Origin of the sequence: Bifidobacterium sp. 7101, from assembly GCF_000499285.1 — a bacterium.
GTDB classification, from domain to species: domain Bacteria; phylum Actinomycetota; class Actinomycetes; order Actinomycetales; family Bifidobacteriaceae; genus Bombiscardovia; species Bombiscardovia apis_A.
The window spans coordinates 444,319-460,807 of sequence record NZ_AWUN01000001.1 but is presented as its reverse complement, the minus strand read 5'-3'; the positions used below and the strand labels follow the sequence as shown (position 1 = coordinate 460,807).

General features: G+C 59.9%; 6 protein-coding genes. All 6 read left to right on the top strand.

What is annotated here, in order from left to right:
• The first annotated feature begins 1,645 nt into the window (after nt 1–1,645).
• Nucleotides 1,646–5,470: an RCC1 domain-containing protein gene (locus tag P272_RS08830; RefSeq protein ID WP_052323117.1), complete on the top strand. Its 3,825-nt coding sequence runs from the start codon at nt 1,646–1,648 to the stop codon at nt 5,468–5,470.
• A 406-nt stretch (nt 5,471–5,876) separates the two neighbouring features.
• Nucleotides 5,877–6,848 carry an ABC transporter ATP-binding protein gene (locus P272_RS0101715; RefSeq protein WP_044097636.1) on the top strand — a complete coding sequence of 324 codons (972 nt, stop codon included), beginning with the start codon at nt 5,877–5,879 and terminating at the stop codon, nt 6,846–6,848.
• Between the two features lie 5 nt (nt 6,849–6,853).
• On the top strand, nt 6,854–7,621 hold the full coding sequence (locus P272_RS0101710) for an ABC transporter permease (RefSeq protein WP_029677847.1): 768 nt from the start codon (nt 6,854–6,856) through the stop codon (nt 7,619–7,621).
• A gap of 7 nt (nt 7,622–7,628) precedes the next feature.
• Nucleotides 7,629–8,294, top strand: coding sequence for a TetR/AcrR family transcriptional regulator (locus P272_RS0101705; protein ID WP_052323113.1), 666 nt, complete (start codon nt 7,629–7,631; stop codon nt 8,292–8,294).
• A 461-nt stretch (nt 8,295–8,755) separates the two neighbouring features.
• Nucleotides 8,756–12,328 carry an RCC1 domain-containing protein gene (locus tag P272_RS0101695; RefSeq protein ID WP_367379053.1) on the top strand — a complete coding sequence of 1,191 codons (3,573 nt, stop codon included), beginning with the start codon at nt 8,756–8,758 and terminating at the stop codon, nt 12,326–12,328.
• A 250-nt stretch (nt 12,329–12,578) separates the two neighbouring features.
• A complete protein-coding gene (locus P272_RS0101690; protein ID WP_029677843.1) occupies nt 12,579–16,274 on the top strand; it encodes an RCC1 domain-containing protein in 3,696 nt (1,231 codons plus the stop codon).
• Nucleotides 16,275–16,489 lie beyond the last annotated feature (215 nt).

The window sequence follows — 16,489 nt, the reverse complement described above, 5'->3', positions numbered from 1 at the left end:
CACCTACACGTTCAGACCCAAGCCGGACCATATCAAATTCTTCAGCAGGTGCAGCAGAATACTGTAAAAGAGACAGCCTCTTAGTCTGCCAGGAGAAATGCCAACAGAACAAAAACTCTCCGGACAATAAGAACCTATAGCAATTACTTAATGCACAATCAATCAACCAATGCCACAGGAGCCATCCGAATTACAACCATTACCACCTGTAGTATTTCCTTTCGACCATCCCTGAAATGTTTGCTCTGACTAATTGTCCTGCTCTGATGCTGGTGCGGATCCGCCTTCGCCCCCGCAGTTGCCGGATGGCTGGTAGAAAGGTCGGCGTGAATGCGTCCAACCACCGGTCAACATGGCGGCGGAGGAGGCGGATCCGCCCCATCTACTCAACACAGCGGTGGATTCAATCTTCAGGATTACCCCAATCTGTGGAACCAATTGCAGCAAGGCCATGAAGGGCCGGCCATCGACAACCAGGGGAACTGTATCGCCGATTGTTATGGATGGACAGGTTCTAATTAGGCTTTACGGAGCCAGGTGGCTTGCTGGAGTGGCTAATGCTAAAGACCACCTTCCCGCTCGGCCTGCGCTACAAGACCATCCCATCCATCTGTTGGTGCTCCATCTCGTTGACGCCCAACGCCAGCCTCGCCCTTTTGCTGCACTCGGCCAAATATCAGCGATCGCCCGCGGCAGCTACGAAAGTAGAAGGCAAGTGAGTCGACGTGTTCAGTGCCACCTCGCTGCCCCTTTACCTGACTCTATGTCATCTTGCCGCAGACCTTCAGACTTAAGACGAACTACCGCCGTTGGAGTCTTGTCTCAAGAAGATCTCGGTGCAGTCCTATCTGGACGTATCAGGATAGCGCAGACCGAAAGTCTGCTCTTGGGGTCTCACACCCAAATCAGCACCCTGAACGTCGCTCGGGCGCTACCGCATACTGTTGGGCTGCCTGGCGTATAACGGCAGAAAGAGTCGGCATTTGACCAGTAAGCTTTGGCACGGAAGCATACCCAGTCGTTGCACTTTGTATCGGTATTTGCCAATACCTCGATAAATTGCTGGCGCGGAAACCAGGTTTGATCAAGTAATCAACTATGGCCATCTAGCGTAAAATCAACTGCAATCAGAACGTGTGCGCTAGCACACGAATAGAAAACCTGGGTGATACATCAACCATATCCTGTATTACTACCAACACTGTCAACACCGCATACTTAACACATCGACGAACCCATATCATCTCCGCCACGAATCTCTCGGTGGCCGTCCTACATAGTGCTACATGGTTCCATAGCTATCGGTTTTCCCTGCTGAACTCCTGACATGCATAACACCGTTTTGTGTTTGCTCTCTTCGTCGTTGCATTGATAACCATATCTATTTTCCTGTATTCCTTCTGTTTCGCATACCAGATCGGTAATGGACCCCTAGGGAGCGAAAGGTCGGCTACGAATGAAAAGCCGACGAGCGCCATTAAATCGTCAGAAAGTAAACAGAAATTTCTCAATTTTATTTGTTCTAGACCATCAGCGCTTATGCTACTGTGTCATTAGCGGCCAAAGTTGTCTTCGGCACGTGATTCGCCGGATGTTGGGGATTCTTGACAATATGGTTGCGATTCCTGGGGAAGGGGATCATACTATGCCTCGTCAGCACTCTAATATAACTGTATCCGCTCGACCGGCCTTGTTGATCAGCCTCCTGCTGGCCATTATTCTGCCCACAAGTCTCCTGGTCTGCACCTATGCCACGGCAGACAGCGCCACAACCCAATCCAGTGCGGCCCGCGCAGTAGCGCCGACCCCATATGGGAACAGCGGGGAGGAGGGGGATCGTGAAGCTAAGCAACAGTCCAGCAATGCTCCTGACATCACCACCCAGCCAACCGGAACGGCAACAACTCCTACTTCTCCATCTCCTCTGGTCACATCCTCCCCTCTGAATCCCACACAACCGACCCCCTCCATCTCCCCCACGCCGGACAAGACCGGGACTCCCGACGACAAATACAACGCTGGACTGCAATCACGCGCCTTCACATCGCACACCGTCACCTTCAGCAACCCCCAAGGCACCGACACAACGCAAACCATAGCTGACGGCGAGCGCGCGAAACGGCCAGCGAATCCGACCAAAGACGGCTACCTGTTCGACGGCTGGTTCATCGGCTCAACACCCGTCGCCTACGATTTCAACCAGCCCGTCACCAACGATCTAAACCTCACCGCCCACTGGACCAAGGCGGATGCCTGGAGCATGAGCCCTGTGCAGGGGCCGGTCGCCGGCGGCACGAAAGTCACCCTGACCCCGCCCGGACCCCGAGGAATACGCTTCAGCCAGGTCAGTGCCGGAAGGGGGCACGTTCTCGCAGTCGCCTCGGACGGCAACCTCTACGCCTGGGGAAGCAATGATCATGGCCAACTCGGCGACGGGACCACCACTGAACGTCATGAGCCGGTCCCGGTGAAGAAACCCCAGGGCGTATCCCAGGATTTTACCTGGGTCCAGGCCTCAGCCGGATACTTGTTCTCCGTGGGTCTGGGATCCGATGGCAAGCTCTACAGCTGGGGCGACAACACCTATGGTCAGTTGGGGAACAATACTACAACCGCGCATTACACTCCCGAACCTGTTAACTTGCCACAAAATGCCCCATCCGGGTTCACATGGAAGCAGGAAGCGGTAGGTAGCCTGCATGCTCTTGGCCTAGGATCCGACGGCAAGCTCTACAGCTGGGGCGACAACGATCATAACCAACTGGGGGACGGCACTACCACTGAACGGCATGCCCCCATCCAGGTGAAGATGCCAAACGGAGTACCCTCCGGATTCACATGGAAGCAGATGAGCGGATGGGGATGGCATTCTCTGGCCTTGGGATCGGATAACTGGATCTACGGCTGGGGCGCAAATACCCGTGGTGAAGTGGGTACAGGATCAATCACCGATAATAAGATCACGCCCGTCCGAATTGCCACACCGCAAGGTGTTCCCTCCAATTTCACCTGGGGACAGTTCCAAATGGGGGACTACTACTCGCAAGCTATCGGATCCGACGGCAACATATATACATGGGGTTACGGCGGAAACGGCAACGTTGGCAATGGGTCCACCGTTGACGTGTACGGGCCAACTCAAGCACATAAACCCAATGGAGTGCTACCTAATTTCTCTTGGAAACAAGTAAGCGTCCTATCTGTTGCATCACTGGCCATTGGCTCAGACGGAAACCTCTACTCCTGGGGTGCCAATAACAATGGCCAGCTGGGCGACAACACCACTACCCAGCGAAACACCCCTATCCGGGTTGCTGCGCCGCAGAACGCGCCAACCGGACTGACCTGGGTTCAGGCAAGCGCCGGTTGGGACAACAACTCCTTCGGCTTGGCCTCGGACGGCAACCTGTACTCCTGGGGCAAAAACGCCAACGGCCAGCTGGGCGACAACACCACCAACGATCGTCATATCCCCGGCCGAGTGAACCTGCCCGGCACAACCACAGTCACCGCAGTCAGCTTCGGTGGAACGGCAGGCACGAACATAAGCAAGAACGCTGACGGCACATGGAGCGTCACCACGCCCGCGCATGCGCGAGGAAAAGTGGACACAACCGTCTCATGGACTCTCAACGGCCAGCAGCCGGACGCCCACCTAGCCTACAGATATTTGGACTCCTACACCGTTACTTTCACCAGCACAGACAGCTCCTACCCGACACCCTCCGGCATGCCCCAAAACCAGACCGTCACCGAAGGCAAACAGGCCAAACGCCCCTTCCCCAATCCGAAAGCGGATGGCTGCCTGTTCGACGGCTGGTTCATCAAGGACACCAGCAACGACTCCTGGATCGCCTACGACTTCAGCCAGCAGGTCACCGGCAATCTCACCCTGGCAGCCCACTGGACCATAATGGACACCCACTGGGCCCTGAACCCCGACAAGGGCAACGTGCTCGGCGGCCAGCAGGTGACCATCACCCCGCCCACCATCAACCGGGGCATCCGCTTCAACCAGGCCAGCGCCGGAGGCTCCTTCTCCATAGGCGTCGCCAGCGACGGAAACGCCTACGCATGGGGCAACAACAAATACGGACAACTCGCTCAGAAACCGGCTGATGCCGCCACGCAGAAAACTCCCGTCAGAATCCCCCTGCCCGACGGCGCGGATTCCAGCTTTACCTATACCCAGGTTGCAGCCGGCGACTCGCACGTCCTGGCCATCGGATCCAACGGCATCCTCTACAGCTGGGGACGCAACGATCACGGGCAATTGGGCGACGGCACCACCACAGACCGGTACAAGCCCCAGCCCGTCAAGAACACCAGCGGCCAGCCATTCAAAGCCGTACAGGTCAGCGCCGGCGTCGCCGACTCGGCCGCCATCGACTCCGAAAGCCGCGTCTACACCTGGGGCAGCGAGAGCACCGGCAAGGGACAGACGCCCGCATACAGCGCAGCCAGGAAGAACCCGACTCCAGCCGCCGACCCGGGCAATCCTGAACAGACCTTGCGTGCGGTCCAGGTCAGCCTCAACTGGAGCTTCGTCATGGCCCTGGATGCTGATGGTAACGTGTACACCTGGGGATACAACACCAACGGCCAGCTCGGCAACGGCAGCACCGACAGCACCAATTACGCAGCCAATCCGGCCCGACTGCCCAACCAGTCCTTCCAGGCCACCCAAATCAGCGCAGGGAGTTGGAACGCCCTGGCCATCGATTCGAACGGGAACACCTGGACCTGGGGATACAACGGGTACGGCCAGCTGGGCGACGGCAGCACCAGCGACAAATACAAGCCACAAACCGTGCAGAACCCTGCTAATCCCAGCCAAAGCCTCAAAGCTGACCAGATCAGCGCGGGCGTGAACCACTCCCTTGCCGTCGGCCGGGACGGCAGCCTCTGGGCATGGGGATGGAACAGCAACGGCCAGCTGGGCATCGGCAGCACCGTCAATCAGAACAAGCCTGCGACCCTCAAGGACCCCGCAAACAAGGCCCAAACCTTCAAAGCCGTTCGAAGCAGCGCCGGACAGCTCCATTCGCTGGCCATCAGGCAGGACGGCAACCTCTGGGCCTGGGGAGACAACCAATACGGGCAGTTGGGCAGCAACCGAACGACAGCCAAAAGCACAACCCCCCTGGCGGTTGCCTTCGATCCGACGCCTTTGGTTCTTACTGGTGTCAAGTTCGGCGGCATCGCCGGGACCAGCCTGTACCGGAACACGGACGGCACCTGGAGAATCACCAACCCGCCCCACGACGCAGGACCCGTCGACGTGGCCGTCGACTGGACCATAGACAACGTCGCGCAGGCGACCGCCCACCTGGGCTACACCTACGAGGGCATCCTGCCCAAGGCCGGCAGCACCGGACTCCTGGTCCTGCTCGCCGCAGGACTGCTCGCCGCCGCAGGCGCCACGGCAGCAGCCTCCCACCAACGAGAAAGCAGCAGTCGTCGCCACTAAACTCTTTGCACGAGTAAGCGTGGTGGCCCCGCAAACCCCAAGATTGCGGGGCCACCCATTTCCTCAGCCTGATGCTTTGCTCTTTAGCTGAAGCTGATAATAGCTAAGAGGCAGAGTGGCCTGTACAAAATCGTGCCTGGTGGGCGAAAAGGGGTGTCCACTCACGCTTGGCAATCCCCCGGGTCTTCTTCGTTGAAGAGCAATTATCGGATTCCCAACACTGCTAAGGAAAATCATAGTACTTCCGAGACAATGCAAGGCGTATATCCCTGCCACGCCACATCAGAATATCCGGAAGCTGACGCAGACCACTATGCGGCCCATGAAAACCTCGGCGGAACCAGGTTGTTAACAATGTTATTATAGTTTACATTGTTAATCATCAACGATCGTCAGGAGGTATACCTTGCAACCTGCAAAAAACGACTCAGGGGAATATGCCCTGTCCTGTCGCCAGGTGCGCAAATCATACGGGAGCAGGCAGGTGCTCAAGGGTGTGGATCTTCAGGTCAGACGTGGAAGCATCCTTGGTCTGCTGGGCAGGAACGGGGCAGGCAAGTCAACACTGATCTCGGCATTGACCGGGCTGGGCGAGCCGGACTCGGGCCACATCACTGTCGAAGGGCACAACCCCTATCGAACCCCCTCGCGCATCTTCGGCCGGGTCATCGGACTTGCTCCACAGGACCTAGGGATCTATCCCCACCTCAGCGTCCGGGACAATCTGCGCGGCATGGCCGGTCTGCAGGGACTGAACACCAAGCAGGGCGGCAAAAGGGCCGACGAGCTGATAGAGCTCATGGGACTGGCATCCCAGTCAGGAACAGCGGCCGAGAATCTATCGGGAGGGCAGAAACGACGCCTTCACACCGCCATGGCCATGGTCCACAATCCTCCGGTGCTCTTCCTGGACGAGCCGACGGTCGGAGCGGATGTGGAGGCCCGCGCCAGAATACTGGACATGGTCAGGGCCATGAGCCGGCAGGGCACCACCATCATCTACACCACCCACTATCTGAAGGAGTTGGAGGAGATGGGCGCGAACCTGGCCTTCCTGATCGACGGGCGGATCAAGGTCCAGGGCTCCCTGCAGGAGGTGCTCCACAAATACGCCCGGGCATCCCTGCGTATCAGCTTTGTCGGTCATGCACCAAGCCAGATTCCCGGATGGCGGATGGCAGACGGCTTCCTGGAGCCCGATCACCCGGTGTCCAGCCCGGAACAGGAGTTGGCCCGCCTCTTGCAGGAGCCGGTCATGAAGAGTGCCCGTCTGGCATCGATCACCATCGTCCAACCCGACATCGAGTCGGCCTACATGACTGTCATGGGTGCTTCCTCTAGTGCTCCTGCCGGGTCACGGGCATGGGAGGACAGGTGAGTGTCATGCATTTCAATGGATATTTAGCCGCATTCCGCCTGAATTTCAAAATCGAGTTGCGGAGCGTCTGGCTGCAGGCGGTCATCGTGGCCATTCCCCTGATCATCATCCCTTTCATGTTGCCTTCCTACCGGGACTCACTGAGGGCCCAGGGGCATCTGAGCGCGAACGGATCCGAGCAGGCGCTTCCGGGGTTCGCCATCCTTTTCGCCATGTTCTCCCTACAACTGGTCCTCCAACTCTTTTTCCAGGAGCACGAATGGCACACCTGGGACAGGATGAGGGTGTCGGCGGTCTCCCTCCTCGATCTGGTCATGGCCAAACTGAGCGTGTCCTTCATGGTGCAGGTGATCCAGGTCGCTCTGGTCATGCTGATTGGGACGGCGCTCTACCACTATCGGCCCAATGGGTCAGTCCTGGCCCTGGCCGCGGCCTGCCTGGCCATTTCAATTGTGTTGACCCTCTTCGGCCTGCTGCTCTACATCTTCTCGTCCTCGCAGAACATGGCCATGTCCTTCAACAACATTCTTGGCATGCTCCTGGCTGGCATGGGCGGTGCGCTCAGCCCTGTCTCCGGATTCCCGAACTGGGCACAGAAACTGGCCAAGGGCAGCCCCGTCTACTGGGCCATGGATGCCGTAGGAAAAATCAATTTCGAACATGCCGGAATGGCGGATGTCTGGCCAGATCTGCGCATCCTGCTGGCCTTCCTGCTCGCCCTGGCTCTCCTGGCAACGGTACTATTCAAGAGAGGAGTACAGCGGAAGGAGTGAGGAAGGCATGACTGACCCACCCAGGGCACCCGTCAAGACGACGCTCAACCGAGACTACATTCTGCGTTCCGCCCTCTATTTCGTCGACGAGCACGGACTCGAGGCCCTGAACATCCGCGCCCTAGGTAAGCAGATGGGGGTGTCAGGGCCGGCCATCTATCGCCATGTGCCCAGCAAGGCCGCCCTGCTCGATGGGATCGTCGAACTCATCTGGCAGTCAGCCACCGACCTCGAGTCAATACCCCAGGGCATGGGATGGCGGCAAGCGCTTGAAGAGGTCATGCTCCAGGTTCACCGGACGCTGCTTTCGCACCCTCGGGCGCTTCCGCTCATGGCCACGCACCCCATCAACACGGACCAGTCCTTCCACATGGTCAGCACCTGGTTGAAGCAGCTGACCGCCCACGGGCTCAAGGTCGATTCAGACACCATCCACCTGCTCAACAGTCTGGCCGGACTGACCCTGGGCAGCGCCATCGCCCAGGCCTCTCCCCCGGTCGGCGGCGCGGGTGGCCAGACCAATACGGATCTGGCCAAAAGACTGGCTGAGGACGCCCAGGGGTTCGATGATCTGAAGACGATCTTCGATTCTACAGGTGATGGAATCGGCGCACTTATGGAGACCAGCTACCGTAAGGGCCTGCACGCCCTCATCGCCGGTTGGCCTGCCTGATCAAGGACTGCCGACCAGTTCAGCAGTGCTTCCACACCCGGAGTCATGCCTGGGAATGCCCCCCCTGACATTCCACCTGAGAGAACCGTATCAGCATGTAGTATAGTTGAAAGATGCAGGGCTTCCTGCGTGTGCCCTCGCACAGAGGGATGGGGATATACGCCACGTCAGGGAAGCCTCCAAGGGTATATCAACCGGTAGGGGCCGGCGGGTCAGCCTTTGGGAAAGGGGATTTTACTTAATATGCGTCAGCATCAGCACATGTCAATCAGACCAGCTGCAGCGGTCAGTTTTCTGCTATCTGTCATCCTGCCTCTGGGCCTCCTTGCCGGCACCAGCGCTGATGCCAGCACTACGGCCAGCGAGCCTGCTATGGACGGCGCGAGCGCGCCTGCCATAGCAGGAGGCGACCGGGGGGGGGGGGTCGTCAGACCCCTCGCGTAGCTAAGCAAAATTCCGGCATTTCCCCCAGCAAGGCAACGCCAACAGCCGCATCAGAAGCACCCCAATCACCGCTTGCCACGCCATCGCCTTTAAACACATCATCCCCCATAGAGCCGATTCAACCTACAGTATCCGCCGCGCCAAGCACGAGTACCGGGAATCCCCAGACCCGCTCAGCCGCTCAGTACACCATCAAGTTCACTGATACAGAGGGCGGAACCACCACGCCTGATCAGACCGTCGATGAAGGCGCCCAAGCGCAGAGACCTGTCGACCCCGCCCGACCCGACTATTCGTTTGATGGCTGGTTCATCAGCGGCACATTGACCGCCTACGACTTCAGCCAGCCTGTCACCAGCAACATGACTCTGGAAGCCCGTTGGACCAAAAACGGTGATGTCTGGGACCTCTCACCCACTCAAGGCCCCACAGCCGGCAACACTCTAATCACCCTGACTGCACCTCCGGCTCGAACCATCCGCTTCAGCCAGTTCAGTGCAGGATACCAGTACTCCGTGGCGGTGGGATCAGACGGCAGCATCTACCACTGGGGAGAAATGTATGGCTCCGACTACAGCTGGCAACCCAGCAGGGAAGACACACCAGCCGGACTTCGCTTCATCCAGGTCAGTGCAGGTTACGATCACTCCTTGGCCCTTGATTCAGAAGGGAACCTATACAGCTGGGGCAGTAGCAGTTATGGTCAGCTTGGGCGTGGCACCAACACCACACCAGCCGATACTCCAGGAAAAGTGGATGCCCCTACAGGAGTCCGTTTCACCCAGGTCAGCGCAGGAAAGTACCACTCAGAGGCATTAGCCTCGGACGGCAGCATCTACAGCTGGGGATACAACAGCGACGGCGAACTGGGACGCGGGACCACCACCACGCCGACCACCAAGCCAGGAAAGGTGGATGCCCCGACAGGAATCCGTTTCACTCAGATCACCTCCGGCTATGACTACTGCATGGCCTTCGACACTGACGGGAACTTATACAGCTGGGGAGGTAATCGCTATGGCCAGTTGGGGCGCGACGCCAGCACCACACCGATCACCAAGCCAGGAAAGGTGGATCCGCCTGCTACCGGAGTCCGCTACACGCAAGTAATTGCCAAGGGCATGCACTGTCTGGCCTTGGATTCCACTGGGGCGCTCTACAGCTGGGGCTACAACAATTACAACCAGTTAGGACGCTACACTGGCAGCTCTGGGTTCAACGCACGAGGCAAGGTCAACGTACCTACAAAGACGCGCTTGACCCAAATCAGCGCGGGAGACTGGAATGGCTTCGCCCTGGACGACCAAGGGATCCTATATACGTGGGGAAACAATAGCCACGCACAACTGGCACGTCCATATTGGGGATCGACAGATCCCCAACCAACCAAAATCGACCCGCCAGCAAAGAACGTCAACTACATCCAAGTTATCGGAGGCGGCGATCATGCTGTTGCAATCGGCTCGGACGGCAACCTCTACAGCTGGGGACGCAACTCCAATGGCCAACTGGGACGAGATACCAATAAAAGGGATTCTTATCAGCCAGGCACGATTCCCCTGACCAACCATGCCGCGATCACCAGCATCAAATTCGGCGGGACACCAGGCACAGGGCTGGCCGCCAACGCGGACGGCACCTGGAGCGTCACCACTCCGCCTCACAGCAAGGGCTGGGTGAATGTCACCATCACCTGGAGCATGAACGGGCCGCAACCGGACGCATACCTGTCCTACACATACACCGGCCCCAAATACAAGGTAGGATTCACATCCGAGGACGCTGCCTGTCCGACACCTTCGGACATGCCAGCAGACCAGTCAGTCATAGAGGGCGGGCAGATCAAACGACCTTATCCAGATCCAAAAGCAGACGGCTGTCTGTTTGATGGCTGGTTCCTCAAGGATGCCGAAGGTGCTTCCAATGTGGCTTATGACTTCAGCCAGCCGGTCACCGGTGACATCACGTTGGTCGCGCACTGGAGCCCAGCCAACACCGGCGGGTGGTCGATCAACCCGGCCAAGGGCAGCTCCCTGGGCGGCCAGCAGGCGACCATCACGCCGCCCAAGATAAGCCGGGGCATCCGCTTCAACCAGGTCAGCGCCGGCGGCTATCAGGCCGGGGACTTCCGCGGATTCTCCGTGGGTGTGGCCAGCGACGGGAACGCCTACGCTTGGGGCAGCAACCAGCACGGCCAGCTCGGCCAGGGCACCGCTAATAGCACCACGCAGAAAACGCCGATCAAGGTCCCCCTGCCCGACGGCGTTGCTGCAGGATTTACCTACACGCAGGTCGCAGCAGGCGGATACCACGTGCTGGCCGTCGGCAGCGACGGCATCGTCTACGGCTGGGGGGCCAACGACCACGGGCAGCTGGGCGACGGCACCACCGCCGACCATTCCAAGCCACAGCCCGTCAAAGGCGAATACGGCCAGCCCTTCAAAGCCGTCCAGGTGAGTGCCGGCGCCTACGACTCGGCCGCCATAGACCAGCAGGGGCGCGTCTACTCCTGGGGCAGCGAAAACAACAACTACACCGCATACAGCACTTCCAAACTGACGCCGACACTGGCCAAGGACCCCAACGGGTCAAGCCAGGGGCTGCACGCGGCCCAGGTCAGTCTCGGTTGGAGCTTCATCATGGCCATGGACACGGACGGCAGCCTATACGCCTGGGGATACGACAACTATGGGCAGCTCGGCAACGGCACAGCCACGGGAGAATACAGCACCACATACGCCGCCGATCCGGCACCCGTGCCCGACCCCGCGAACAGCAGCAGGACCTTCAAAGCCGCGCAGATCAGCGCAGGGGCCAACCACGCCCTGGCCGTCGGCCAGAACGGCGCAGCCTGGGCCTGGGGATACAACGACCACGGACAGCTGGGCGACGGAACAAAAACCAGCAGACCCTCCCCCAGACAGGTACCAAACCCCACAGCCTCCGGCCAAGGGTTGCAGGCCGCATGGATCAGCGCCGGCGTGCACCACTCCCTGGCCATCGACCAGAACGGCGTAGCCTGGGCCTGGGGGTGGAATACCGACGGCCAGCTCGGCGACGGGAACACCAGCGACCAGTCCACGCCCACGCGCGTATCACCGCCCGCCGGCCAAGGCAAGGCCGGCAGCGGATTCGCAGCAGCACGCGACAGCGCAGGACGCAACCACTCCCTTGCCATCGGTCAAGACGGCAACGCCTACGCCTGGGGAGACAACACATACAGCCAACTCGGCAACGGGGGCACAACACAGAGCAGCACCCCGGCCCTGGTCGCCTTCAAACCGGTCCTGCTGATCACCGGTGTCAGTTTCGACCAGACAACCGTGGACACCCTGCAACAGAACCCCGACGGGTCCGTCACCCTGACCACTCCCGTCCATAATCCAGGACAGGCTGATGTCATCGTGGACTGGACCTTGGGCGGGATCGTCCAGCCCCAGACGCACCTGGCCTACACCTACGAAGGCATGCTGCCACGCGCCGGGAGCAGCGGGACCATGATCCTGCTGGCCGCCGGGCTGCTCGCCGCAGCCGGCGCCGCCGCAGCCGGACGCCACCAGCGTGAGGCCCGCAGCCTGCAAGCCCAATGACTTCACACGAGTAAGCAGCCGGACCATACCCCAAGGTGGCCCGGCCGAACAGGGTGGCCCCGCAATCCCCCAACACAGCGGAGCCACCCTTTTTTATGCTCATTCGGGAGTTTCCCCCTATGGCAATCCGGCCGTCCATGATAGCCTGACCCTTAGCTGTCGGGATTGTGCCCGACGCGAGGCTCGTAAAGTAACTTGGGGATTTTCATCACCGGGCCACTTGCATTGGGGAAAGAGGTTTGCAGTTATCATGCGCCATTGGGATATTTCTGCCCGGCCATCCATTGCCGCATGCCTCCTGCTTGCCATCATCCTGCCCGCCAGCCTAATCATGGGCAGCCTCGCCACAGCCGACACCGACACCGACACAAGCGCCAACACAAGCCAGCCAACCCTGCAGGCCACGCCGACGACACCCCAGTCCCCACTAGCCACGCCATCACCCTTGGACACAACCCCACCCCTCGCGCCTACACAGCCCAGCCGGCCCCAGGCACGCTCAACAACACACACTGTCACTTTCGACAGCGTCGACGGCAGCAACATCGATCCCCAAAACGTCGATGACGGCGCACTGGCCAGCCGTCCTGCCAAGGACCCAACCAGGGACGGCTACCTGTTCGACGGCTGGTTCACCAAAGACGCCAACGGCGACTCCAAGGTGGCCTACGACTTCACCCAGCCCGTCACCACAGACCTGACCCTGACCGCCCACTGGACCAAGGGAACCAGCGCCTGGAGCCTCTCCCCCACCTCAGGGAAAGCCGCCGGAGACGACGAGATCACCCTGACCCCGCCCGCCAAACGCGGCATACGATTCAGCCACATCAGCAATGGCGAATGGCATACGTTGGCCACAGGCTCGGACGGCAACCTCTACAGCTGGGGAGACAGCGACAGTGTGGGACGCGACACAAGCAACACGCCTGACAGCACACCAGGCCTGGTCACCCCGCCGCCAGGCGTCCGCTTCATACAGACCAGTGGAGGGCTGAGCCTTTCCCTGGCCTTGGGCTCGGATGGCAACATCTACAGCTGGGGATGGAACAGGTTCGGCCAGCTAGGACGCGACACCACCAGCACGCCAGCCAAAATGCCAGGCCTGGTTCCCCCGCCGAATGGCATCCACTTCACCTATGTCAGCGCCGGCAGTACGCATTCCCTGGCCATCGGCTCGGACGGCAACATCTACAGCTGGGGAGCAAACGACCACGGCGAGTTGGGACGCGACACAGGATCGGCCACATACGATGCCACGCCAGGCAAAGTGCCCCTGCCGGCCGGCGTCACAGGTTTCACCCAGGTCAGCGGTGGAATCTTCTATTCCATGGCTATGAGCTCGGACGGCAACCTCTACAGCTGGGGAGAAAACAACGAAGGCGCGCTAGGACGGTACCTCACCAGTGCAGAGCCACAAGACCGGCCGGGGAAGGTGTTTTTGCCGGCAGGCGTGACGAAATTCACCGCATTCGCCGCAAATGGATGGCGTTCTCTGGCCATGGGCTCGGACGGCAACCTCTACAGCTGGGGAAACAACAACTATGGCCAGCTGGGACGCGAAACCAGCAATTCCGCAAAAAACGTCATGCCAGACAAAGTAACGCTGCCGCCAGGCGTCACAAGATTCACCCGGTTCACCGCAGGAAACGAACACGCTCTGGCCATGGGCTCGGACGGCAATCTCTACAGCTGGGGAAACAACAGCGATGGCCAACTGGGACGCGACACTGGCACTACGACGAGCGTCATGCCAGGCAAAGTACCCCTGCCGGCAGGCATCAGCTGTACCCAAACCAGCGTTGGAGACAACTTTTCCCTGGCCATGGGCTCGGACGGCAACGTCTACAGCTGGGGAAGCAACACCTACAATCAGCTGGGACGCGAAACCAGCGGCGGCTCCGACAGCAATCCCGGCATGGTCAAGTTCCCCGAGGATCCCAGGCCACTGAGCGTAAGCTTCGGCGGCACGCCCAGCACAGATCCGACCGCCAAGGCGGACGGTACCTGGAGCGTCACTACGCCCCAGCATGCAGCAGGCAAGACCGATGTCACCGTCACCTGGAACATGAACGGTCCCAGGCCCGATACCCATCTGACCTACCAGTACATGAACGCTTACAATGTCACTTTCTCCTCCGACAGTGACTCCCCTCCGGCGCCCTCGGGCATGCCCGGACCCCAGTCCGTCACCGAAGGCAAGCAGGCCACACGTCCGACCGCAGATCCGACCAGAGACGGCAGCCTGTTCGACGGCTGGTTCCTCAAGGACGCCAACGGCCATTCCAATGTGGCTTATGACTTCAGCCAGCCCGTCACCAGCAGCATCACCTTGGTCGCCCATTGGAGCCCGGCAGACATCGGCAGCTGGGCAATCAGCCCGAATAATGGCGACGCGCAGGGCGGCCAGCAGGTGACCATCACCCCGCCCAAAATAGGCCGGGGCATCCGCTTCAACCAGATAAGCGCCAGCGGCAATTTCGTCGGCTTTTCTGTAGGGATTGCCAGCGATGGGAATGCCTACGCTTGGGGCGACAACCGGTACGGGCAGCTCGGCCAGGATCCGAGTACGACGGACTCACAGATTGCGCCGACCAAGGTTCCCCTGCCTGACGGTGCAGCCACCGGGTTCACATACACGCAGGTCGCCGCAGGCGGCACCCACGCGCTGGCCATCGGCTCCGATCAGACCGTCTACAGCTGGGGCCAAAATCAATATGGCCAGCTTGGCGACGGCAGCATGCAGAGCCGCTCCAATCCACAGCCCGTCAAGGGTCCGGATGGCCAACCCTTCAAGGCCACCCAGATAAGCGCCGGCGCCACCGACTCGGCAGCCATCGATCTGAACGGGCGCGTCTACGTCTGGGGCAGCGAAACCAACGACAAGTCCACCTACAGCACGCTCAAACTGACGCCGGCCCTGGCCAAGGATCCCGGCGGCTCCGACAAGGGGCTGAAGGCGGTCCAGGTCAGGGCCAGATACAGCTTCCTCATGGCCATGGACGCCGATGGCAACGTATACACTTGGGGATACAACACCCGCGGACAGCTCGGCAACGGCCAAAGCACAGGACAATTCAGCACTGTATATGCTGCCAACCCGGCCCCTGTGCCCGATCCCAAGGACCCCAGCAGGACCTTCAAGGCCAGGATGATCAGCATGGGTAACCTCCATGCACTGGCCATCGGCCAGGACGGCACGGTCTGGGCATGGGGATGGAACTCGGCTGGCGAAATCGGCGATGGCACGCAAACCGACCGGTCCACACCCACACAGGTGAAAAACCCTGCCGACGCCAGCCAGGGATTCCAAGCCACCCGAGTTATCGCTGGAGCTACATATTCGCTGGCCATCGACCAGAGCGGCACGGCCTGGGGATGGGGAAACAACGGCTTTGATCAGTTGGGCAGCAACGAGGGCACCTCCGAACTGCTCGTCCCCTCACAAGTGTCACCTCCCACAGGCCAGAACAGCGTAGGCAAGGGGTTCGCGGTCGCGCGAATCAGTGCAGGATCGGCTCATTCCCTGGCCATCGGTCAGGATGGCAAGAGCTACAGCTGGGGACTCAACATCAGTGGGCAACTCGGCATCGGCAGCAGCAACATTGGGCATCGGACAATTACGCCGACACTAGTGCCGTTATATCCGCCTCCGCTGATTACCGGCGTCAAATTCGATCAAATAGCCGCAAACAGTCTGCAGCAGAAGGCGGACGGGTCGGTCACCCTGACCACGCCAGCCCACAATCCGGGACTGTCTGACGTGATCGTGGACTGGTCCCTGGGTCCCGCCAACCAATCCCCGACCCACCTCAGCTATACCTTCAAAGGCATCCTGCCCCTCACAGGCAACACGGGGGTACTCCTCCTGCTCGCCTCCGGTCTGCTTGCCGCCGCCGGTGCTCTGGCGGCCGGATGCCACAGGCACGAATTCACTTCGCTCGAGTAAGCGGCTGGACCGCACCCCAAGAACGGTCCGGCCATGATGGGTGGCTCCACACTCCCCCCTGAAATCAGGGAGCCACCCATTTTCTTATTTATCTCTGCGCCTAGAGGAAAATATCTGCATCCCAACTTGACATAATATTTTTTACTCGTTTTATCCGGGTGTTGCTCCCCTTCAGACCCGACCCTCCATGCTAGCGTTCTTTCTAGCTACCGGGA

Bases quoted from the DNA above. Each gene is read 5' to 3' on its own strand.
- P272_RS08830 (WP_052323117.1), top strand. From the start codon at position 1,646: ATGCCTCGTCAGCACTCTAATATAACTGTATCCGCTCGACCGGCCTTG.
- P272_RS0101710 (WP_029677847.1), top strand. From the start codon at position 6,854: ATGCATTTCAATGGATATTTAGCCGCATTCCGCCTGAATTTCAAAATC.
- P272_RS0101705 (WP_052323113.1), top strand. From the start codon at position 7,629: ATGACTGACCCACCCAGGGCACCCGTCAAGACGACGCTCAACCGAGAC.
- P272_RS0101690 (WP_029677843.1), top strand. From the start codon at position 12,579: ATGCGCCATTGGGATATTTCTGCCCGGCCATCCATTGCCGCATGCCTC.